Origin of the sequence: Salinibacterium sp. NG22, assembly GCF_015864925.1 — a bacterium.
GTDB lineage: Bacteria > Actinomycetota > Actinomycetes > Actinomycetales > Microbacteriaceae > Rhodoglobus.
In genome coordinates this window covers 332,088-354,020 of the sequence record NZ_JADYWG010000001.1, presented here as the reverse complement: position 1 = coordinate 354,020, position 21,933 = coordinate 332,088, and the positions used below count along the sequence as shown (strand labels likewise).

At 60.8% G+C, this 21,933-nt stretch carries 22 protein-coding genes; all 22 read left to right on the top strand.

The window, feature by feature from the left end; all coding sequences use genetic code 11:
- Positions 1-3: 3 nt before the first annotated feature.
- Positions 4-1,536, top strand: coding sequence for an endolytic transglycosylase MltG (mltG, locus tag I6E81_RS01755; RefSeq protein ID WP_231603839.1), 1,533 nt, complete (start codon positions 4-6; stop codon positions 1,534-1,536).
- Positions 1,530-2,414 carry a shikimate dehydrogenase gene (locus I6E81_RS01750; RefSeq protein WP_197105704.1) on the top strand — a complete coding sequence of 295 codons (885 nt, stop codon included), beginning with the start codon at positions 1,530-1,532 and terminating at the stop codon, positions 2,412-2,414. The genes mltG and I6E81_RS01750 overlap by 7 nt, the downstream gene beginning before the upstream one ends.
- A gap of 45 nt (positions 2,415-2,459) precedes the next feature.
- Entirely contained in the window at positions 2,460-3,665 is a 1,206-nt protein-coding gene (aroC, locus tag I6E81_RS01745; protein ID WP_197105703.1) for a chorismate synthase, read from the top strand.
- Complete coding sequence (locus I6E81_RS01740; RefSeq protein ID WP_197105702.1) at positions 3,655-4,164, top strand: shikimate kinase; 510 nt, start codon at positions 3,655-3,657, stop codon at positions 4,162-4,164. Before aroC ends, I6E81_RS01740 begins: the two co-directional genes overlap by 11 nt.
- Positions 4,161-5,237 (top strand): 3-dehydroquinate synthase, encoded by a 1,077-nt coding sequence (gene aroB / locus I6E81_RS01735; RefSeq protein ID WP_197105701.1) that lies wholly within the window; start codon positions 4,161-4,163, stop codon positions 5,235-5,237. Before I6E81_RS01740 ends, aroB begins: the two co-directional genes overlap by 4 nt.
- 26 nt (positions 5,238-5,263) lie before the next feature.
- Positions 5,264-5,719: a type II 3-dehydroquinate dehydratase gene (locus I6E81_RS01730; RefSeq protein ID WP_197105700.1), complete on the top strand. Its 456-nt coding sequence runs from the start codon at positions 5,264-5,266 to the stop codon at positions 5,717-5,719.
- A 71-nt stretch (positions 5,720-5,790) separates the two neighbouring features.
- Positions 5,791-6,354 carry an elongation factor P gene (gene efp / locus I6E81_RS01725; RefSeq protein WP_197105699.1) on the top strand — a complete coding sequence of 188 codons (564 nt, stop codon included), beginning with the start codon at positions 5,791-5,793 and terminating at the stop codon, positions 6,352-6,354.
- Positions 6,355-6,768 carry a transcription antitermination factor NusB gene (nusB, locus tag I6E81_RS01720; protein WP_197105698.1) on the top strand — a complete coding sequence of 138 codons (414 nt, stop codon included), beginning with the start codon at positions 6,355-6,357 and terminating at the stop codon, positions 6,766-6,768.
- Positions 6,769-6,859: 91 nt separating this feature from the next.
- A complete protein-coding gene (locus I6E81_RS01715) occupies positions 6,860-7,672 on the top strand; it encodes an ABC transporter ATP-binding protein (RefSeq protein WP_197105697.1) in 813 nt (270 codons plus the stop codon).
- A gap of 54 nt (positions 7,673-7,726) precedes the next feature.
- Positions 7,727-8,767, top strand: coding sequence for an aliphatic sulfonate ABC transporter substrate-binding protein (locus I6E81_RS01710; protein WP_197105696.1), 1,041 nt, complete (start codon positions 7,727-7,729; stop codon positions 8,765-8,767).
- A 52-nt stretch (positions 8,768-8,819) separates the two neighbouring features.
- Positions 8,820-9,608 (top strand): ABC transporter permease, encoded by a 789-nt coding sequence (locus I6E81_RS01705; RefSeq protein ID WP_307784137.1) that lies wholly within the window; start codon positions 8,820-8,822, stop codon positions 9,606-9,608.
- 78 nt (positions 9,609-9,686) lie between these two features.
- On the top strand, positions 9,687-10,214 hold the full coding sequence (pyrR, locus tag I6E81_RS01700) for a bifunctional pyr operon transcriptional regulator/uracil phosphoribosyltransferase PyrR (protein WP_197105695.1): 528 nt from the start codon (positions 9,687-9,689) through the stop codon (positions 10,212-10,214).
- Entirely contained in the window at positions 10,211-11,158 is a 948-nt protein-coding gene (locus I6E81_RS01695; protein WP_197105694.1) for an aspartate carbamoyltransferase catalytic subunit, read from the top strand. The genes pyrR and I6E81_RS01695 overlap by 4 nt, the downstream gene beginning before the upstream one ends.
- A gap of 58 nt (positions 11,159-11,216) precedes the next feature.
- Complete coding sequence (locus tag I6E81_RS01690; RefSeq protein ID WP_197105693.1) at positions 11,217-12,542, top strand: dihydroorotase; 1,326 nt, start codon at positions 11,217-11,219, stop codon at positions 12,540-12,542.
- Positions 12,535-13,029, top strand: coding sequence for a hypothetical protein (locus I6E81_RS01685; RefSeq protein ID WP_197105692.1), 495 nt, complete (start codon positions 12,535-12,537; stop codon positions 13,027-13,029). The genes I6E81_RS01690 and I6E81_RS01685 overlap by 8 nt, the downstream gene beginning before the upstream one ends.
- Positions 13,026-14,165, top strand: a complete 1,140-nt coding sequence (gene carA, locus I6E81_RS01680; protein ID WP_197105691.1) for a glutamine-hydrolyzing carbamoyl-phosphate synthase small subunit — start codon at positions 13,026-13,028, stop codon at positions 14,163-14,165. Before I6E81_RS01685 ends, carA begins: the two co-directional genes overlap by 4 nt.
- Positions 14,165-17,479, top strand: coding sequence for a carbamoyl-phosphate synthase large subunit (gene carB, locus I6E81_RS01675; RefSeq protein ID WP_197105690.1), 3,315 nt, complete (start codon positions 14,165-14,167; stop codon positions 17,477-17,479). The genes carA and carB overlap by 1 nt, the downstream gene beginning before the upstream one ends.
- Positions 17,472-18,314 carry an orotidine-5'-phosphate decarboxylase gene (gene pyrF, locus I6E81_RS01670; RefSeq protein ID WP_197105689.1) on the top strand — a complete coding sequence of 281 codons (843 nt, stop codon included), beginning with the start codon at positions 17,472-17,474 and terminating at the stop codon, positions 18,312-18,314. Before carB ends, pyrF begins: the two co-directional genes overlap by 8 nt.
- The gene (gene gmk / locus I6E81_RS01665) at positions 18,314-19,243 is read left to right on the top strand and encodes a guanylate kinase (RefSeq protein WP_197105688.1); all 930 of its coding nucleotides are present in this window, start codon (positions 18,314-18,316) and stop codon (positions 19,241-19,243) included. The genes pyrF and gmk overlap by 1 nt, the downstream gene beginning before the upstream one ends.
- Complete coding sequence (gene rpoZ, locus I6E81_RS01660; RefSeq protein ID WP_197105687.1) at positions 19,236-19,496, top strand: DNA-directed RNA polymerase subunit omega; 261 nt, start codon at positions 19,236-19,238, stop codon at positions 19,494-19,496. Before gmk ends, rpoZ begins: the two co-directional genes overlap by 8 nt.
- A gap of 9 nt (positions 19,497-19,505) precedes the next feature.
- On the top strand, positions 19,506-20,705 hold the full coding sequence (gene coaBC, locus I6E81_RS01655; RefSeq protein WP_197105686.1) for a bifunctional phosphopantothenoylcysteine decarboxylase/phosphopantothenate--cysteine ligase CoaBC: 1,200 nt from the start codon (positions 19,506-19,508) through the stop codon (positions 20,703-20,705).
- A gap of 29 nt (positions 20,706-20,734) precedes the next feature.
- Positions 20,735-21,931: a methionine adenosyltransferase gene (gene metK, locus I6E81_RS01650; protein WP_197105685.1), complete on the top strand. Its 1,197-nt coding sequence runs from the start codon at positions 20,735-20,737 to the stop codon at positions 21,929-21,931.
- The last annotated feature ends 2 nt before the right edge of the window (positions 21,932-21,933 follow it).

Here is a 21,933-nt window from a genome sequence, read left to right as displayed (position 1 = left end):
ATTATGGCTGACGAACCCAACTGGGAAGACATTTTCGGCGAGCAACCCGCCGAGAGTGCTCCTAAGTCAGCGCGCGAGGCTGCCGCGCACGGGACCGATCGTTCCGCGGAGTCGGGCCAGCCAGCTGACAGCGGCACCCCCGCCGAGCCGGCGAACCCCGTAAACCCCGCTGACCCCGCGAACCCCGCGAACCCTGTCCTGGGTTCAACGCCACCGGCGGCGAGTGGTCAGCCCATGACCCGTCGCGAGGCTCGGGCGGCGCAAGAGGCCGCGGCTGCCCGGCGGGGCGGCGATCCGCACCTTCCCGCTGTGACACAGGCGGCCCGAGAAGCCGATGCTTTCGCCACCTTTGAACAACTGACCGCCGGAACGGCAGAGTCAGGCAATGATGCCGCCGCAGTGCCCGGGGCGACGATGCCCGCGCAGGGCGATGGCGATGGAGGAGCGCCCGGTCGCAAGAAGCGTCGGTGGGGGCTCATCATCGGGCTTCCACTGCTCATCATCGTCCTCCTCGGCGCTGGAGTCGCTGCGTACGCCTGGGTCAACTACGAAGACAAAATTCGCGAAGTTCTGGGCTGGGAAATTCCCAATGACTTCGAGGGTTCGGGCAATGGCGAAGAGGTTATCGTCACAGTTAATTCGGGCGATATCGGCTCGGACATCGCTCGCAGCCTGAATGTTGCCGGCGTCACGATGAGCTTTGACGCGTTCTATGACCTCCTCTTGGCACAAGAAAGCGACCCAGCGTTCTTTCCCGGAAACTACTCGCTCCAAAAGGAGATGAGCGCGCAATCAGCTCTCGATGCGCTGCTCGATCCCGAGAATATCGTGACGGACAGGCTTCTCATCACTGAGGGCACCACGCTGCCGAATGCGCTTGAGATCATTTCTGAAACCACCGGTATTGCCTTGGCAGATCTGCAAGCGGCATCCGAAGACCTTGAGCACTTCGGGCTTCCGTCGGAAGCGGTGAGTCTCGAGGGGTATCTATTCCCCGCGACGTATGAACTTGATGGCAACCAGGATCCGTACGCCGTGCTCGACCTGATGGTCAACACGATGTACGAGAAGTTGGATGCCGCTGGCGTTGCTGTCGAAGACCGCTACCGGATTCTGACGATGGCGGCGCTCGTGCAACGCGAAGCCGGACCCAACACGGACGACTTCTACAAGATCGCGCGCGTCTTCTACAACCGGCTCGACCAGGACATGTTGCTGCAGTCTGATGCCACCGTCGCGTATGGCACCGGCAACCTGCACACGGTGTGGACGACGGATGCCGAACGTGCGGATGCGAGCAACCCCTACAACACGTACGCGAACCCCGGCTTGCCGGTCGGCCCCATCGGCCTGCCAGGCGAACTGGCGATTGATGCGGCGCTGAACCCTGCAGAGGGAGACTGGCTCTTCTTCGTGCCGATCAACCTGGCCACGGGCGAAACAGTCTTCACGACCAACGTCGACGACCACGAAGCAGCGGCACAGCAATTGCGCGACTGGTGCGCAGCGAGTGACGAAAATGGGAGCTATTGCTAGAGAATTCTGAGGTGCCGGCCGAGGCATCCGATCGTTCGAAGCTCGCGGTACTCGGGTCGCCGATTACGCACTCCTTGAGCCCCACGATTCATCGCGCGGCGTATGAGACGCTCGGGTTCGACTGGGAATATGACGCCGTTGAGCTGACAGGGGAGTCGCTTCCTGCGTTCTTAGGCGCGCTCGACCGGCGTTGGCGAGGTCTCTCTCTTACGATGCCCCTCAAGCGTGACGTAGTGCCCTTGCTCGATTGGGCGGATCCGCTCGTTGAGCTCGTCGGCGGAGCGAACACTGTCGTAGTGAGCGAAGGGCACCTTCGCGGGTACAACACGGATGTCGAAGGCGCGATGCGCAGTTTTCTCGACGCGGGCCTGTCGAACTTAGATTCCGTGTGGATTTTGGGAGCAGGGGCCACTGCAGCCTCACTTCTCGTGGCATCCATTCGCATGGGCGCTCAGAGTATTGAGATTTTTGCACGCACTCCTTCGAAGGCGGAGCCGTTGAAGAAGCTCGGCGAGTCTCTTGGCGCCACCGTCACGCTGCGGCAATGGCAAGAAGCGGCCACTGCGACCACGACGCCCGACGTCATCATTACGACGGTTCCGGGAGGCGCAATGGATCTCCGTTTCGCCGAAGCTGTGCGCACCACCTCGGTGCTCTTTGATGTCGCCTACGACCCGTGGCCGAGTGATATTGCAACGAGCTGGTTCGAAGCGGGCGGCACCGTAATCTCGGGGCATGATCTCTTGATTAATCAGGCGATCGCACAAGTGCGCATCTTTGCCGCCGGTACCTCCGACGTGCCACTGCATCATGAGGCAGACGCAATCGACGCGATGCGCGCTTCAATTGAGCAGCCCGAGGGGCACAACCATCCGTAACTGACGGCGCGAAAGTGTCACCCGCTCATGTGGGAGGATTGAGGCATGCTTCGATGGTTAACGGCCGGTGAATCTCACGGCCCAGAATTGGTCGCGATCCTTGAGGGGATGCCGTCGGGCGTCCCCATTTCTCCTGAGCAGATTCAGGCGGATCTTGTGCGTCGCACGCTCGGCTACGGCCGGGGTGCTCGCATGAAGTTCGAACAGGACGAGCTGACCCTCAGTGGCGGAATTCGTTTTGGCGCAACGATGGGAAGCCCCATTGCGCTGCGGATCGGCAACACTGAGTGGCCTCGCTGGGTGGATGTAATGAGCCCCGTTCCCGTCGATCCCGAAACCCTGCCGAAGGGTCGCGGTGCCGCTCTCACGCGCCCTCGCCCGGGGCACGCCGACCTCGTCGGTATGCAGAAATACGACTTCGCCGAGTCCCGCAATGTTCTCGAACGGGCCAGCGCCCGCGAGACTGCAGCTCGGGTGGCGCTCGGAGCGATCGCTCGTGCGTTCTTGGGCGGGCTCGGCATCCGTTTGGTCAGTCATACCCTGTCGATCGGCACCGTTCGTTCGCCCGAGGGAAGCGCGCTCCCTGCGCCAGACGACGTCGCGACGCTCGATGCTGATCTGCTGCGCTGCTTCGACCCCGCTACCTCTGAGCGCATGGTCGCCGAAGTCGATCAGGCTCACGAGGACGGCGACACTCTTGGCGGAGTAGTCGAAGTTCTCGCCTATGGTCTTCCGCCCGGGCTCGGTTCGTACACACATTGGGATCGTCGACTCGACGCTCAGCTCTCTGCCGCGCTCATGGGTATCCAAGCTATTAAGGGTGTCGAAGTCGGCGATGGCTTCGAAACCGCTGTTCGTCGCGGTTCTGTTGCTCATGACGAACTCGTGCAAGACACGGATGGCATCTCACGATTGAGCGACCGCGCTGGCGGTATCGAAGGCGGCATGACAACCGGCACCGTTTTGCGAGTGCGCGCAGCGATGAAGCCGATCTCCACCGTGCCTCGCGCTCTGCGTACCGTCGATGTTGCGACCGGTGAAGCCGCCGTTGCTCATCATCAACGTTCAGACGTGTGCGCCGTGCCAGCAGCCGGCGTTGTTGCTGAAGCGATGGTCGCGTTGACGCTCGCTAACTCAGTACTCGAGAAGTTTGGGGGCGACTCGCTTGGTGAGACCAAGCGCAACCTCGACTCGTACCTCGCATCGATCCCAGAATCGCTCAAGACCACACGGGCTTCGCGTGCTGAATGACAGCGGTGCGCTCGTCGTCATCATCGGCGCACCAGGCTCAGGTAAGACGCGCGCAGGCAAGAAGCTGGCGAAAATTCTGGATGCCCCGCTTATCGATACCGACAAAGTAGTAGTGGCATCCCACGGACCGATTCCGGAGCTTTTCGCCGAGTTCGGCGAAGAATACTTTCGGGAACGAGAGCGTGAAGCGGTCGCCAATGCGCTGCTTGAACCTGCTGTCGTCACCCTGGGCGGGGGAGCAGTGCTTAATCTCGACACGCAGGCTGACCTCGCTTCGCACCGTGTTGTCCAACTGACCATGTCAAAAGCTGCGGCTCGGCTTCGAATCGCCGGCAGCAAGCGCCCTCTGGCAAAGAACGCGGACGAGTGGGAGAAACTCGTTGACGCTCGCCGCCCCATTTACGACGAGCTTTCGTCGCTCACGATCGATACCTCACTGAAGCCAATGGAAAAAGTTGCGCGCGAGATCGCCGACTGGTTGGGAACCCAACAACAATGACTGAAACCACGATCATCCCGGTCGCCGGGACCAATCCTTACGACGTTCTCGTCGGCCACGGTTTGTTGCCGAAACTTGCGGAACAGCTTGGTACCCGCGTCGCGAAGGTGCTCATCATCCACCCGGCGACGCTTGGCGCGCGTGCAAACGCGCTGCGCGACTCGCTCTCCGAGAAGTACGAAGTGCTTCTTGCCGAGGTTCCGGATGCCGAAGATGCGAAGCGAATCGAAGTTGCCGCATTCTGCTGGCAGATCATGGGCCAGACTGATTTCACGCGCACGGACGCCGTCATCGGGTTCGGCGGCGGGGCATCAACCGACCTCGCGGGCTTTGTCGCGGCGACGTGGTTGCGCGGCGTGAAGCTTATTCAGTGCCCGACGAGCGTCGCCGGAATGGTTGATGCGGCCGTCGGTGGTAAGACGGGTATCAACACCGCTGAGGGCAAGAACCTCGTGGGCGCCTTTTATGCGCCGAGCGCGGTTGTTGCCGACCTCGATGTTCTTGACGATCTTCCTCGCAATGAGGTTTTGGCTGGCTTCGCGGAAATCGTGAAGTGTGGCTTCATCGGTGAGCCCGAGATCCTCGACCTGATCGAAGCCGATGTGGATGCTGTGACTGATCCGCATTCGGAGTCGTTCCGTCGTGTCGTTGAGCTCTCGATCGCGCTCAAGGCCCGGGTCGTTGGCGAAGACTTTATGGAGAAGGGCCTGCGCGAGACGCTCAACTACGGCCACACTCTTGGCCATGCAATCGAGCATGCCGAACGCTACCGCTGGCGCCACGGTGCCGCAGTGTCGGTCGGAATGGTGTTCGCTGCCGAGCTTGCGCATCTTGCGGGTTCGTTGAGTTCAGACGTGGTGGACCGTCACCGCAGCATCCTGCAGTCGCTGAGTCTTCCCATCGACTACCCGCTCGGCCGCTGGAACACGCTGCTCGCCACGATGCAGCGTGACAAGAAGGCGCGCGCCGGCATGATTCGGTTTGTCGTGCTCGACTCCGTTGGTCATACGTCGATGCTCAATGGTCCAGACGAAGCCATGCTCTACTCCGCCTACCAAGAAGTCGGGGTCTAGCGGGTCATCCTCGCTAGAGTGGAGCGGTGACTACAGTATTCGTGCTCAACGGGCCCAACCTCGGTCGGCTCGGCAGCAGAGAACCCGATGTCTATGGCGGGGGAACGCTCGTCGACTTGAGCGCCGAGCTTGACGCTCACGCGCAGACGTTGCCCAACGCGGCATCCATTGTTCTCGATTTTCGCCAGACTGATAGCGAGACGGAACTCATTTCCTGGCTTCATGAAGCTGTGGATGCCGGTGCTCCCGTCATCATGAACCCCGCGGCGTTCACTCACTATTCGTATGCGCTTCGGGATGCTGCAGCTCAAGTGTCAGGCGCTGGACTGCCTCTGGTTGAGGTCCACATCACGAACCCACACACTCGCGAAGAGTTCCGTCACACCAGCGTGATCTCGGGAGTTGCCACCGGAGTGATCGCCGGCTTCGGTTTTGAGTCCTATATTCTTGCCCTCGACGCGGTTGCTCGACGACTCAGTTAGACTCGAACGTTGGTTTTTGTCGCTAGTCGACTCAATCGCGCTTTTGCTCGTTAACAGAAACGGATTTACGCATGGCCTCTACCGCTGACATCAGGAACGGCGTCGTTCTCAACATGGACGGTGGATTGTGGACCGTTATCGAGTTCCAACACGTCAAACCCGGCAAGGGTGGTGCTTTTGTTCGCACCAAGGTGAAGAACGTTCGCTCGGGTAAGACCGTAGACCGCACGTTCAACGCCGGCGCCAAGATCGAAACCGAAACCGTTGACCGTTCCGAGTTCCAGTACCTGTACAAGGATCTCGAAAACTTCGTGTTCATGAACACGAGCGACTACGACCAGATCACCTTGAGCGAGACTGCCGTTGGCGATGCTGCGAACTTCATGCTGGAAAACCAGAATGTCGTTATCGCGCTGCACAACGGTGAGCCGCTCTATGTAGAGCTTCCGGCATCCGTAGTTCTCGAAATCACGTACACCGAGCCTGGCCTTCAGGGCGACCGTTCCACCGGTGGCAGCAAGCCCGCCACCGTGGAGACCGGTTACCAGATTCAGGTTCCGCTGTTCGTTGAACAGGGCACTCGCGTCAAGGTTGATACTCGTGACGGCAGCTACCTCGGTCGCGTGAACGACTAAATGGGGGCCCGCAGCAAGGCGCGTAAGCGCGCGCTTGACGTCATGTACGGCGCTGATGTCCGCGGTGAGAGCATCAACGCAGCTCTCGCGGCCGAATCTTCGCGCGCAATGAGTGAACCCGCCCGTGCAACAGCATGGGCTTACGCCCAAGACATCGTCGTGGGCATCACCGAGCACGGTGAAGAGATCGATGAACTCATCGAAACTTATTCGCAGGGGTGGCCTTTGAACCGCATGCCTGCGGTTGACCGTGCTCTGCTCCGCATTGGTCTGTGGGAGATCATGTACAACGACGAGGTCCCGACGGGTGTCGCGATCTCCGAGGCTGTTGAATCAGCAAAAGTGCACTCCACCGAAGACTCCGCCGGATTCATCAACGGTTTGCTCGGTCGCATCGCGGCCAGCACCGAATAGTTCGACTTATGTGACGTAGCGTTACGCCTGTGCGTGACGCTACGTTACGACCTCGCTGGCCAGCGCTTTCGTGCGGCCCTAGCGTTCAGGGATGAGTTCTTCCTCCCTTCGCGACAGCACGGCTGCCGATGCGCTGTCTGTCTCCATTCACGACCTTTCGCGCCGCTTTGGCGACCGCGTGGTCTTGAGCGAACTCTCCCTCGAGATCGCAGCAGGAGAGATTGTCGCGCTGATTGGCCCGTCTGGTTGCGGTAAATCAACGCTGCTACGCCACATCGGTGGCTTGGATAGCCCTACCGGTGGCTCAATCGCTATCGGAGGCACTCCCGTCACTGGACTGGATGCTCGCTCCGCGATCGCCTTCCAGGAACCTCGCCTTCTTCCGTGGCGCTCCATCACCCGCAACGTCGAGGTGGGGCTACCGCGCGGTAAGCGCGCCCACGACGATCGGGACCGGGTTGCCGCACTGCTTGAGCTGGTGAAACTTTCCTCGTCGGCCCATCTGCGTCCCCGGGAAATCTCCGGTGGTATGGCCCAGCGTGTGTCGTTGGCGCGGGCATTGGCTCGTCGTCCTGGCGTACTTCTGCTCGATGAGCCGTTTGGTGCTCTCGACGCTCTGACTCGCCTGTCAATGCAGGACCTGCTCCTTGATCTCCACGCCGCAGAGCCCGCGACGATCGTCATCGTCACTCACGACGTCGATGAGGCCCTGTATCTCGCCGACCGCGTGATTCTGCTTGGCGCAATTGACGCCGAGGAGAACGCCGCTCAGGCGAGCATCCGCTCCACCGTCGTCGTGCCAGGGGTTCGCCCGCGCGACCGGGGAAGCGGAGATCTTGCCGAACTGCGGGCTGAACTGCTCGAAGGGCTCGGCGTTCCCACCCATCACCTCGCGGCGCGCTAGCGTCCGCTGACCTTTTCCACCATCCATTCTCATTTCTCTCCCCTGAAGGAAACAATGTCTCCCCGTTCTCGTATCGCTTCTGTTGCTGCTGGTGTTCTTGTTCTCGCTCTTGGCGTCTCGGGCTGCGTCGAAGGCGAAGGCTCGTCGCTCTCGCCCGATGCCCCTGACGCCACCGCAGGATGGAGCAGTGACCAACTCACGGTCGACTTCGCAACGTACAACCCACTCAGCCTCATCATCAAAGAAGAGGGCTGGCTAGAAGAGACGCTTGGCGACGACGTTGAAGTCACCTGGATTCAGTCATCAGGCTCCGCCGCAGCCAACGATGCGCTTCGCTCCGGCTCACTTGATGTCGGGTCAACGGCTGGTTCCGCTGCCCTCTTGGCGCGAGCCAATGGTTCGCCAATCAAGACGATTGATGTCTACTCGCAGCCCAACTGGTCGGCAATCGTTGTTGCCGCCGATTCGGACATTCAGTCGGCTGACGACCTTCGCGGCAAGAACATTGCGGCCAATGCGGGAACCGACCCCTATTTCTTCCTGCTCCAGACTCTTGCGGAGGCCGGTATCGGCCTCGACGAGGTTACGATCACGCAGCTTCAGCACGCCGATGGAAAGACCGCGCTCGAAGCGGGAACTGTAGATGCGTGGGCCGGGCTCGATCCACTCATGAGCGCATCCGTCGTCAACGCAGGTTCGCGCATCGTTTACGACAATCCTGATTTCAATAGCTATGGCTTCCTCAACGCTACAGAGAGCTTCCTCCAGACATCACCCGACCTCGCGCAGCTCGTCGTTGATGCGTATGAGAAGGCGCGTCAGTGGGCCGCCGATAGCCCGGATGACGCTGCAGCGATCTTCGCGGATGTCGCCGGCATCGATCTCCCCATTGCCAACTCTGTGCTGCTGGAGCGCACGAATCTCGCGATCGACCCCGCGCCCGGCCAGAAGCAGCTCGACGTTCTGAATGTCATTGGCCCGATCTTCGTTGACTCAGGTGCCGTTGCGGAGCAGTCGCAAATCGATGACGCTCTCGCGTCGCTCTTCGAGACAACGTATGTCGACGCTGCGGACCCGAGTCGTGTCAGTGAATAGCGGAACGCCGGTGCTCGAGCGGCCTCTGGTCGACGACGCGGCGGCTGCCCCGGTGCCCGTCGCGTCGTCGCCACCACGGCCGCGACGCCGTTGGGTGCGGGCCACCATCCTCGGCGCAGTGATTCCCATCGCCGTGATCGTTCTCTGGCAAGCGATCGCGACATCGGGGTTGATTCCGAGCTACCGGCTGCCGACGCCGCTCAGCGTGTGGGCCGCGGGAGTCGATCTCTACGAGCGCGGAGTGCTCTACCAACACATCGCGATCTCCACGCAGCGCGTGCTACTGGGGTTCGGAATTGGGGCCATCGTCGGACTGGCGCTTGCTTCGATTGTCGGGCTCTCGGCACGGGCATCCGAACTCTTCGCACCGACTCTGGGCGCATTGCGGGCCGTGCCGTCTCTGGCCTGGGTACCGCTTCTTGGGCTCTACCTCGGTCTCAACGAAGACTCGAAGGTGGCTCTCGTCGCTATCGGAGCGTTCTTTCCGGTCTACACGACCGTCGCCCCGGCCCTTCGGCATGTGGATGCTCATCTTGTGGAGCTGGGGCGCAGCTACGGCTACTCCGGTCCGGCGTTGCTGAGCCTCGTGCAGTTGCCCGCCGTAGTTCCCGCCGTTATTTCATCGCTACGCCTTGCGCTAGCCCAAGCGTGGCTCTTCTTGGTCGCGGGGGAGTTGCTCGGCGCCTCGCTCGGGCTGGGGTTCTTGCTCGTGGATTCGCAACAAAATGGCCGAATAGATCGACTCTTTCTCACGATCATCCTGCTCGGCATTCTGGGCAAGGGAACCGATGGAGCGGTTGGCTTACTCGAACGGTTCTTACTGAAGCGTTGGGGGTCGTAACGCTGCCGCGAGCGCGGTATAGTCGGTGAAACAGATTTCCTTTAAATTCCGTCCAGAGAGGCGGGGAAGGAGGTCAGAATGTCTGTACGCACCGTCTTGCAGCATGCTGATATCACCCGAGCGTTGACTCGGATTTCCCATGAAATCCTTGAGTCCAATCGCGGTTCCGACGATCTCGTCATTCTCGGTATTCCTACGCGTGGGGTGACCCTCGCTAAGCGGATTGCGGCGATCATCCAGTCGGTCGACTCCACGTCCGTGACGTCAGGTGTACTCGACGTCACGATGTACCGCGATGATCTGGCTCAGAATCCCACTCGAGCAACTGGCCCGACCGACATTCCTGCGGGCGGCATTGACGGCAAGACCGTCGTGCTGGTCGACGATGTGTTGTATTCCGGGCGCACCATCCGTGCGGCACTCGATGCTCTGGGCGATCTCGGCCGCCCTCGCGCTGTGCGGCTCGCGGTTCTGGTCGATCGTGGCCACCGGGAATTTCCGATCCGGGCCGACTTTGTGGGCAAAAACCTGCCGAGCTCCATGGAGGAGCGTATTAACGTGCGCCTTGAAGAGATCGACGGATCGGATGAGGTGACGATCGGATGAGGCACCTACTCAGCACCCAGGGTCTGCCCCGCGACGAAGCTATTGCGATTCTCGATGTCGCCGAAGATATGGCAGCCGTCTCCGAGCGCGAAGTGAAGAAGCTTCCGACGCTGCGCGGCAAGACCGTGATCAACCTCTTTTTTGAAGACTCAACGCGCACGCGCATCTCGTTCGAAGCGGCGGCGAAGCGACTGAGCGCCGATGTCATCAACTTTGCGGCCAAGGGATCGAGCGTCTCCAAGGGGGAGAACCTCAAGGACACCGCTCAGACTCTCGCTGCCATGGGAGCCGATGCGGTCGTCGTTCGACACTGGGCATCCGGCGCTCCGAAGACCTTGGCCGATGCTGGCTGGATCGATGCCGGAATTGTGAACGCCGGTGACGGCACGCATGAGCATCCGACTCAGGCTCTGCTCGACGCTTTCACGATTCGTCGTCGTCTTCACGGGGCTGCTGCTCGGGGCAAAGGGTTGGACGGCGTGACCGTCACGATCGTGGGAGATATCGTTCACTCTCGAGTGGCACGCTCGAACGTGTGGTTGCTCACAACGCTTGGCGCTCACGTGACGCTCGTCGCCCCGGCGACTCTTCTTCCCGTGAACATCAGCGGTTGGCCTGTTGAGGTCTCTTATGACCTTGACCACGCGATCGCCCAGGGCCCCGACGTCATCATGATGTTGCGAGTGCAGGCCGAGCGCATGAAAGCAGCATTCTTCCCCAACGCACGCGAGTATTCACGGCAATGGGGTCTCAATGATGAACGGATGGCGGCCCTGCCAACAAGTAGCATGGTTATGCACCCTGGGCCGATGAACCGCGGCCTAGAAATCTCGGCTGGAGCCGCGGATTCGCCACAATCGACAGTGCTCGAGCAAGTAGCGAATGGCGTCTCGGTCAGAATGTCGGTGCTGTATCACTTGCTGTCCGGAGCTGTGGAGCGGTGAGCGCGGGATTTATGCCTGCCGCCCCTGATTGCGTACTAATCCAGAGAAGAGGACTCTCGTGAGTATCAGAATCGTCAACGCCACGCTGCCCAACGGCGAGCGCGCCGACTTCACGATTGAGCGCGGGGTTTTCACCGACGCGACATCCGCTGATCGCACGATTGATGCCTCAGGCCTGCAGGCTCTGCCCGGACTTGTTGATCTCCACACTCACTTGCGTGAACCTGGCTTCGAGCAGAGCGAAACGGTGCTCTCGGGCAGTCGTGCTGCTGCGATGGGTGGCTTCACCGCCGTCTTCGCTATGGCCAACACCATGCCGGTTCAAGACACCGCTGGAGTTGTTGAGCAGGTTCAGTCGCTCGGTATTGATCACGGGTACGCGACAGTGCGCCCCATCGGCGCTGTCACCGAAGGGCTTGACGGCGTCAAGCTTTCGGAGATCGGTGCCATGGCCAATTCGCGAGCCGGCGTGCGCGTTTTCTCCGATGATGGCAAGTGCGTTCACAACGCGTTGCTCATGCGTCGCGCGCTCGAATACGTGAAGACGTTTGACGGTGTTGTCGCTCAGCATGCTCAGGAGCCGACGCTCACTGTTGATGCGCAAATGAACGAGGGCGCAGTATCCAGTGAGCTTGGTCTTGCGGGCTGGCCTGCCGTTGCAGAAGAGTCGATCATCGCGCGCGACGTGCTCCTCGCCGAGCATGTGGGGGCACGCCTCCATATCTGTCACCTGTCGACCGCTGGCTCGGTCGACGTCATCCGCTGGGCTAAGGCTCGCGGAATTGCTGTGACGGCAGAAGTGACGCCTCACCACCTGCTTCTCACTGAGGAACTGGTGCGCGGCTACGACGCTCGCTTCAAAGTGAACCCGCCTCTGCGTCGTGACGAAGACGTTCACGCGCTTCGTGCCGCTCTCGCCGACGGAACCATTGACATCGTCGCTACCGACCACGCACCACATCCGCCAGAGGCAAAAGAGTGCTCGTGGGCAGAAGCTGCGTTTGGCATGGTCGGTCTTGAATCCGCTCTCAACGTTGTTCAGCAGGCTGTCGTCGATACTGGCCAGTTGAACTGGACGGATGTCGCCCGCGTTCTTTCGCAGAAGCCGGCCGAGATCGGTCGCCTCGACGGCTACGCGACCCCGTTCGCTCTCGGCTCGGCCGCGAATCTCGTGCTGCTCGACCCGAGCGCACGGTCAACGTTCTCGACCGAATCCCTGCGGGGCAAGAGCACGAACTCGCCCTACCTAGGCCGCGAACTCCCTGGCCGAGTGATGACCACCATCCACAACGGCTACGAAACCGTTCGCGATGGCGACGTCGTCGATGCGACTGAGGTCGCTCAGCAGGCCAGACTGGCTGAAAGCGAGGCAGCGAATGTCTAAAGACGTCTCACTGCTCATCGTGATCGGCATCCTGGTTATCTTGCTGGCACTCATGGTTGCTGGCTGGTATTCACGAAAGCGACGACAGGCTCACATCGGGCTCCCGATTGCACCGCCGGCTGACCTCGCCGACACTGAGCTGCGGTTTAGCGGCAAGTACGTATCGACCACGGTTGCCGGCGATCAGCTCAACCGTGTGAACGTGCACGGCCTGGGATTCCGGGCGAACTGTTTGCTCGAAGTGCATCCCGAGGGCATCGTCGTCTCGCGCGCGGGATCAGACGATCTCTGGCTTGCTCGTGACACAGTGCGCGGCATTTCCCGCGCTACCTGGACCATCGACCGTGTGGTCGAAAACAACGGATTGCAGGTGATCGAGTGGACGCTCGATGGCACTGCAGTCGATAGTTATTTCCGAATGGACGACCCCGAGACGTGTGAACGCGCTCTCGATACAGTCGTCGGCAATGAAAGGCAGTCCCTGTGACTTTTGAACCTGCAGTGCTCGTCCTTGAAGATGGCACACGCTATCTCGGTCAGGCCTACGGCGCCCGCGGTCAGCGCCTCGGCGAAGTAGTCTTCGCCACCGGCATGACCGGCTACCAAGAGACGATCACCGACCCCAGCTATGCGGGCCAGATCGTTGTCATGACGGCACCGCACATTGGCAACACCGGTGTGAATGATGAAGACCCTGAATCCTCACGAATTTGGGTCTCCGGTTTCGTCGTGCGCGATGCGAGCCGCGTGGTGTCGAACTACCGTGCCGATGGGTCGTTGGATGACGACCTCGTCACCCAGAACATCGTCGGCATCAGCGGCGTCGATACCCGCGCGATCACCCGTCGCTTGCGCGACTCCGGCTCCATGCGTGGAGGAATCTTCTCCGGCGCGGATGCTGAACTCAGCGACGCCGAGCAACTTGCCGCGGTCACCGCCGCAGCACAGATGAGCGGCCAAAGCCTGTCGTCTGAAGTGTCGACATCTGAGACCTACGTCGTTGCCGCAGTGGGGGAGAGCATCGGCCGCTTGGCTGTTCTTGACCTCGGAGTGAAGACGTCAACGCTCAACTACCTCGCCGAGCGAGGCTTCGACGTTCATGTGCTGCCCCAGACCGTTACTTTCGACGAGCTGCTGTCGATCGAGCCGGTCGCCGTCTTCTACTCGAACGGACCAGGCGACCCGTCGGCATCCGACGCTCACGTTGCACTCCTCACAGAGGTGCTCAAGAAAGGGCTTCCTTTCTTCGGTATCTGTTTCGGCAACCAGCTTCTCGGTCGCGCGCTCGGCTACGGCACCTACAAGCTGCCGTTTGGCCACCGCGGAATCAACCAGCCCGTCATCGATGTGCAGACGCAGCGCACCGAGATCACCGCCCACAACCACGGCTTTGCTGTTGATGCTCCGGTCGGCGAGATCAGCCAATCACCGGCAGGTTTCGGCCGCGTCGAGGTCAGTCACGTCAACCTCAACGACAACGTTGTTGAAGGACTTCGAGCCCTCGATATCCCCGCATTTTCTGTGCAGTACCACCCCGAGGCGGCCTCAGGCCCCCACGACGCCAATTACCTTTTCGACAGGTTCCGCGACCTTGTCCTCGAGAACGCAAAGGACAGCAAGTAATGCCCAAGAGAGAAGACATTTCCTCGGTACTGGTCATCGGCTCCGGCCCGATCGTTATCGGTCAGGCCGCAGAGTTCGACTACTCCGGAACGCAAGCCTGCCGCGTACTGCGTGAGGAGGGCATCCGCGTCATCCTGGTGAACTCGAACCCGGCCACAATCATGACTGACCCCGATTTCGCCGATGCAACCTACATCGAACCGATCACGTGGGAAGTCATCGAGTCGATCATTGCCAAGGAGCGTCCGGATGCGCTGCTGCCGACATTGGGTGGCCAGACCGCTCTCAACGCAGCCATCGAGCTCGACGCTCACGGCATCCTCGAGAAGTACAACGTCGAACTGATCGGCGCGAACCTCGAAGCGATCAACCGTGGTGAAGACCGCCAGATCTTCAAGCAGCTCGTGATCGATTGTGGGGCCGAGGTCGCGAAGTCCTACATCGCGCACACGGTTCCTGAGGCGGTTGAGTTCGCCGAGGATCTCGGATACCCACTCGTGATCCGCCCCTCCTTCACGATGGGCGGCCTCGGCTCGGGCTTCGCGTATTCACGCGAGGAACTGATCCGGATGGTCACCGACGGCTTGCACCAGAGCCCCACGACCGAGGTGCTGCTCGAAGAGAGCATCCTGGGCTGGAAAGAGTACGAGCTCGAGCTCATGCGCGACACGTCAGACAACACCGTTGTCGTGTGTTCCATTGAGAATGTTGACCCGGTCGGTGTTCACACCGGCGACTCGATCACGGTGGCTCCGGCGCTCACGCTGACCGACCGCGAGTACCAGAACCTTCGCAATATCGGCATCGACATCATCCGCGCGGTTGGCGTCGACACCGGCGGCTGCAACGTTCAGTTCGCTATCGATCCCGCTACCGGGCGAGTGATCGTCATCGAGATGAACCCCCGCGTTTCGCGGTCGAGCGCTCTCGCATCGAAGGCAACGGGCTTCCCGATCGCCAAGATCGCAGCCAAGCTCGCCATCGGCTACCGTCTCGATGAGATCCCCAATGACATCACGAAGGTCACCCCGGCGAGCTTTGAACCGACCCTCGACTACGTCGTGGTCAAGGTTCCGCGGTTCGCGTTTGAGAAGTTCCCGGCGGCAGACACCCGCCTCACGACCACGATGAAATCGGTCGGTGAGGCCATGGCAATCGGTCGCAACTATTCGACCGCTTTGCAAAAGGCTCTTCGTTCACTCGAAAAGCGCGATTCGAGCTTCCACTGGAAGGGCGAAGTCGGCGACAAGGCTGAACTGTTGGCGCTGTCGTCCATTGCGACCGATGGTCGTATCGTCACGGTGCAGCAGGCGATGCGCGCTGGCGCCACGACCGAAGAGGTCTTCGAGGCCACCAAGATTGACCCGTGGTTTGTCGATCAGATCGCTCTCATCAACGAAGTTGCGGTTGACATTGCGGATGCCGCAGAGCTGTCAGCCGCATTGCTCACGCACGCTAAGAACCACGGTTTCAGTGACGCGCAAATCGCTGAGCTTCGGGGGACCACTGAGACAGAGGTTCGCGACCTGCGTTGGGGACTCGATGTGCGTCCCGTCTTCAAGACGGTCGACACGTGTGCCGGAGAGTTCCCGGCTCTCACCCCGTACCACTACTCAAGCTACGACTCCGAGACTGAAGTTGCCCCGAGCGATAAGACGAAGGTCATCATTCTTGGTTCCGGCCCGAACCGTATCGGTCAGGGAATTGAGTTTGACTACTCGTGTGTTCATGCCTCGTTCGCCCTCTCTGATGCGGGCTACGAGACCATCATGATCAACTGCAACCCCGAGACGGTCTCGACTGACTACGACACGAGTGACCGTCTCTACTTTGAGCCGCTCACGCTCGAAGACGTGCTCGAGATCGTCCACGCGGAAAGCCAGAGTGGCGAACTCCTCGGAGTGATCGTGCAGCTTGGTGGCCAGACGGCACTTGGTCTTGCTCAGGGTCTCAAGGATGCCGGCATCCCGATTTTGGGAACAACGCCCGAGGCGATCGACCTTGCCGAGGAACGTGGTTTGTTCTCCAAGATTCTCGACAACGCCGGGCTGCTCGCACCCAAGAACGGCACTGCCACGAACCAGACCGAAGCGATTGAAATCGCCGAACACATTGGGTTCCCGGTTCTCGTTCGTCCCTCGCACGTTCTTGGTGGGCGTGGCATGGAGATCATCTATGACTCCGAGGCTCTCGCCGACTACTTCGAACGGGTTCGCGATGTCGTCATCATTTCGCCGAGCTCACCGTTGCTCGTCGATCGGTTCCTCGATGACGCGATTGAGATCGATATCGACGCGATTTACGACGGCACTGAGCTCTACGTCGGCGGCATCATGGAACACATCGAAGAAGCCGGCATTCACTCCGGCGACTCTGCCTGCACCCTTCCTTCGGTCACTCTTGGCCGCGACGTGCTCAAGCGCGTGCGGGAAGCAACCCTCGCTATCGCGGAAGGCGTCGGCGTGCGCGGCTTGCTGAACGTGCAGTTCGCGATCGGTCAGGGCATCCTCTACGTGCTTGAAGCCAACCCGCGTGCCAGCCGCACGGTTCCCTTCGTCTCGAAGGCGCTCGGGATTCCACTCGCGAAGGCTGCGGCTCTCGTCATGGCCGGTTCAAGCATCCGCCAACTCGTCGACAGCGGACTGCTGCCGATTCTTGACGGCTCGCAAGTACCGTCGACGTCACCGGTCTCGGTAAAAGAGGCGGTACTTCCGTTCCGACGCTTCCGCACCGTTGAGGGCCAAGTCGTTGACTCGGTGCTCGGCCCGGAGATGCGTTCCACCGGTGAGGTTATGGGTATCGACTCGAACTTCCCCAAGGCATTCGCCAAGAGCCAAGAGGCCGCGTACGGCGGGCTGCCCGATAGCGGGTCGGTATTCGTGTCGGTTGCTGACCGCGATAAGCGTGCCGTCATCCTGCCGGTTCTGCGCCTTAGCCAGCTGGGCTTCACGATTCTCGCCACCGAAGGCACCGCCGAGATTCTCGCGCGCAACGGCATCGAGGCTCAGGTCGTGCGCAAGTACTTCATGGGCCAGGAAGCAAATGCTGCTGAACCGTCGATCGTTGAAATGATCAACGACGGCAAGGTGGATGTCGTGATCAATACGCCAAGCGGACGCAGTGCGCGTGCCGATGGCTACGAGATCCGCACCGCGACAGTCGCCGCCGACAAGCCGATCTTCACGACCATGGCCCAGCTTGCGGCCGCTGTCGCGTCGTTTGAAGCTATTCGCGACGGCTTTGATGTGCGTTCGCTTCAGGACTACGCCTTGGATCGCGCCGCCGAGCTCGAGAAGGTAGCCAACAATGCCTAGTTTCTCCTCACGGCTTGCGCAGACCTTCGAAGAGTTCGGGGGAGTGTGCATGGGAGTGGACCCGCATCCGTTCCTTCTCGAAAGCTGGGGCCTCTCCAACGACGCCCACGGCGTGCGCGAATTCGCCCTTCGTGCGGTGGATGCTGCCGCCGGCAACGTGGGAATGATCAAGCCCCAAGTCGCTTTCTTCGAACGCTTCGGGTCCGCGGGCTACGCGATTCTCGAGGAGTCTTTCGCCCTGGCGCGCTCCGCCGGATTACTCGTGATTGCCGATGTGAAGCGTGGCGACCTGTCGTCGTCCGTCGATGCTTATGGGCAAGCCTGGCTGACGCCGGGCTCACCCCTGGAGGCCGACGCAATGACTGCCGTGGCCTATCAAGGAGTGTCGGAGCTGTCTGGGCCATTCGAACTTGCTCGCTCTGCAGGCAAAGGAATCTTCGTGCTGGCGGCAACCTCTAACGCTTCGGCGCACAGCATCCAATCGGCGCGAATCGCTGAAGGTGAACACGCGGGCGCGACTGTCGCCGCTAGTGTCGTGCGCGATGTGGCGGCCCTCAATACTGAAAGCGGGCTTGGATCGTTTGGTGTCGTAATCGGTGCGACGGTTGAGGTTGCCGACTACGGCATCCGCAACGGTGAACTGGTTGACTTGCCCATTCTTGCTCCAGGGTTCGGCGCTCAAGGGGCGCAGGTCGAGCAGGCCCGCGAACTGTACGGTGATGCCGTCGCGAATACGATCGTGACCGTTTCCCGCAGTGTGCTGCAAGAGGGTGCCAGTCAGATTCCGGCAGAGCTTCGATCGCTGCGCTCGCAACTTCGTGAGCAGGTTCGCTAATGGGACCTCGCCCGGAGCCACCCGCCGTTGACCGTGCAGCGGCATCTCGCGCGGCAATTGCAGCGCGACGCGCCCGGGCTTCTGTCAAACGTGAAGTTGCTGAGCGCGCTCGAACCGCCCTCAGCGTCGCTCGCACAGCATGGGCTCAGCCCGACAGCGCAGAAGCTCGACTGCTCGTGCGCGAACTACTGATGAGCGTTCCCTCTCTCGGGCCAACCCGGGTCGAATCGATCATGGCCGATCTGGCTATCGCCGATCGCAAACGGGTCGGCGGCCTCGGTCCGAAACAGCGTGAACGCCTCACAAATTACTTGTCAGAGCGTCAGGGGCCCGAGCCAACACGACTCGTTGTCTTGGCTGGTCCGACCGCTGTCGGCAAAGGTACCGTCTCCAGCTTTATCCGCGACAACCACCCCGATGTGCTGCTGAGCGTGTCAGCGACTACTCGTAAGCCCCGTCCGGGCGAGGTGAACGGTGTTCACTACTACTTCGTGACCGACGACGAGTTCGATTCTATGATCGCGAATAATGAATTGCTGGAGTGGGCGGTAGTCCATAACTCCTATCGTTACGGCACTCCACGACCCCCTATCGATGTCGCCCTCTCTGAGGGAAAGCGCGTGATGTTGGAGATTGATCTGCAGGGTGCACGCTCGGTGCGCAAGGTTATGCCCGAGGCACTTTTGGTCTTTCTTCTGCCGCCAACCTGGGAAGAATTGGTGCGCCGCTTGATCGGTCGCGGCACCGAGGATGCCGCAGAACAGAGCCGTCGTTTGGAGACCGCCAAGGTAGAAATGGCGGCCCAAGAAGAGTTCGATGTGAGAGTCGTGAACACAGAAGTAAGCCAAGCGGCTCAAGAAGTCGTAGAATTGATGGATGCGCCCGCTGGCGCGACCACTTCCGACTCCAAGGAGCACCCTCATGGCTGACAAGAACTCGGGCATCATTGATCCCCCCATCGACGAACTGCTGTCGAAGGTTGACTCCAAGTACCAGCTCGTTATCTTCGCTTCGAAGCGCGCTCGCCAGATCAACGACTACTACGCTGACCTCCACGAGGGCAGCCTGTTCGACAACGTCGGACCGCTCGTAGATTCCACGATCGACGACAAGCCGCTGTCCGTTGCTCTCCACGAGATCAACGAAAACAAGCTCGAGCTCAAGCGCCTCAGCAACGAATAGAACCTTTCGGTGGCCGCGCTCAACATTGTCGTCGGTATATCCGGCGGAATAGCTGCCTATAAGGCGGTGTCCGTTGTGCGTGAGCTGGTGCTCGCGGGCCACGACGTTCATGTCGTGGCCACGAGCAACGCTCTCAAATTCGTGGGTCTTCCCACCCTTGAGGCCATCAGCCGCAATCCGGTTCACACCGACCTCTATGAGGGTGTGGACGAAGTACGGCATGTCTCTGTCGGCCAAGCCGCAGATGTCATCGTCGTCGCTCCCGCGACTGCGAATACGATCGCTAAGATCGCGACCGGTCAAGCGAGTGACTTCCTCGGCAACACCATCCTCGCGACCCGTGCGCCCGTCATTGTGGCGCCGGCGATGCACACCGAGATGTGGCAGAACCCGGCGACCGTCGCCAACATCGAGACGCTACGTTCGCGTGGCATCCGCATTGTTGGTCCAGAGTCTGGGCAGCTGACTGGTTCCGATAGCGGGCCCGGTCGGATGTCTGAGCCCAGCGACATCGTCGCCGCGGTTCTTGAGACGGTGGTCTCCTCGCGCGACCTCGTCGGTCGCTCGGTGCTGGTCACGGCGGGTGGCACTCGGGAACCCCTCGATCCTGTGCGCTTCATCGGTAATCGTTCGAGCGGCAAACAGGGCGTCGCTCTGGCAACGGCAGCCGCGGCGCGCGGCGCTGATGTCACCCTCATCGCCGCCAATCTTGAGGTTCCGCTTCCTGCCGGGGTTCGCTGCATCCAGGTGTCTACGACCCTGGAGTTGCAATCAGCGGTGCAGGCTGCAGCGAAGTCGGCCGATGCCATCGTTATGGCGGCGGCGGTTGCTGACTACCGCCCAGCCGAGACTGCTCAATCGAAGATCAAGAAACGCAGCGATTCGAGCACCCTCGAGTTGCGTCTTGAAGAGAACCCCGACATTTTGCGTGGTCTCGCGGCAGAGAGCCCCGAGAGCCAAATCGTCGTGGGCTTCGCTGCGGAGACTGAGCCTCAAGACGCTGCGCTGCTTGAGTTGGGCCGCGCAAAGATCGCCCGTAAGGGCTGTGACTTCTTGGTCATCAACCGCGTCGGGTGGACTGAAGGTTTTGCCTCAGACCGTAACACCGTGATCGTCATCGATAAGGTCGGCGATAGAGTGGGTGAGGCAAGCGGAAGCAAGTTGTCGGTGGCTCACCGCATTCTGGATCTTGTGTTCGCAGCCCGCTGACATCCATTCATCACTACCGGAGACGGCTTATGACTTCGCCCCTGCGCACCTTCACCTCAGAGTCTGTTACCGAGGGACACCCCGACAAGATCTGCGATCAGATCAGTGACAGCATTCTTGACGCTTTGCTCGAGGAAGACCCGAATGCTCGGGTCGCTGTTGAGACTCTCGTGACAACGGGGCTCGTGCATGTCGCCGGTGAAGTGACGACAACCGGCTACGCCGACATCCCCGCGATTGTGCGTGATCGGATTTCCTCCATCGGTTACAACTCGTCTGATGTTGGCTTTGATGGTCGTTCGTGCGGTGTGTCCGTCTCTATTGGTGCACAGTCACCCGACATCGCTCAGGGTGTTGACCGTGCGCTCGAAGCGCGTGAAGGCAATTCAACAGACTCGCTGGATGTCTTGGGCGCTGGCGACCAGGGCGTCATGTTCGGGTACGCCACTAATGAGACTCCGCAGCTCATGCCCGCCCCTGTCTGGTTCGCTCACCGCATGGCCGAGCGTCTCGCGGCTGTGCGAAAAGAGGGGCTTGTCGACTACCTGCGTCCCGACGGAAAGACTCAGGTCACCGTGGGCTACGAGGGATCGGTGCCGCGCAGCATTGAAACCGTCGTGTTATCGACGCAGCATTCGCCCTCGGTGTCAACCGCTCAGTTGCGCCGTGAGATCGAAGAACTCGTCGTGCGACCGATTGCGGAAAGCTCGGGCCTCGACCTGTCGAATCTGCAATCAATCGTTAATCCCAGCGGCCGTTTTGAGATTGGCGGCCCTCAGGGCGACGCCGGTGTCACCGGTCGTAAAGTCATTGTTGATACTTACGGCGGAGCATCCCGTCACGGTGGGGGAGCATTCAGCGGTAAAGACCCCTCGAAGGTAGACCGCTCGGCAACCTATGCCATGCGCTGGGTGGCGAAGAATGCGGTTGCCGCAGGTCTTGCTGATCGTCTCGAAGTGCAGATCGCGTATGCGATTGGCCGGGCAGCACCCGTCAGCCTGTACGTCGAAACCTTCGGCACCGGCCATGTTTCTGACGAGGCCATTCTGGGCGCGATCCATGATGTCTTCGATCTGCGCCCGGGCGCGATCATCCGCGATCTCGATCTCTTGCGTCCCATTTACGCGAAGACTGCAACCTACGGTCACTTCGGTCGTGAGCTTCCTGAGTTCACCTGGGAGCGCCTTGACCGCGTTGAGGCTCTTCGCGGGGCCGCCGGGCTGTAGAG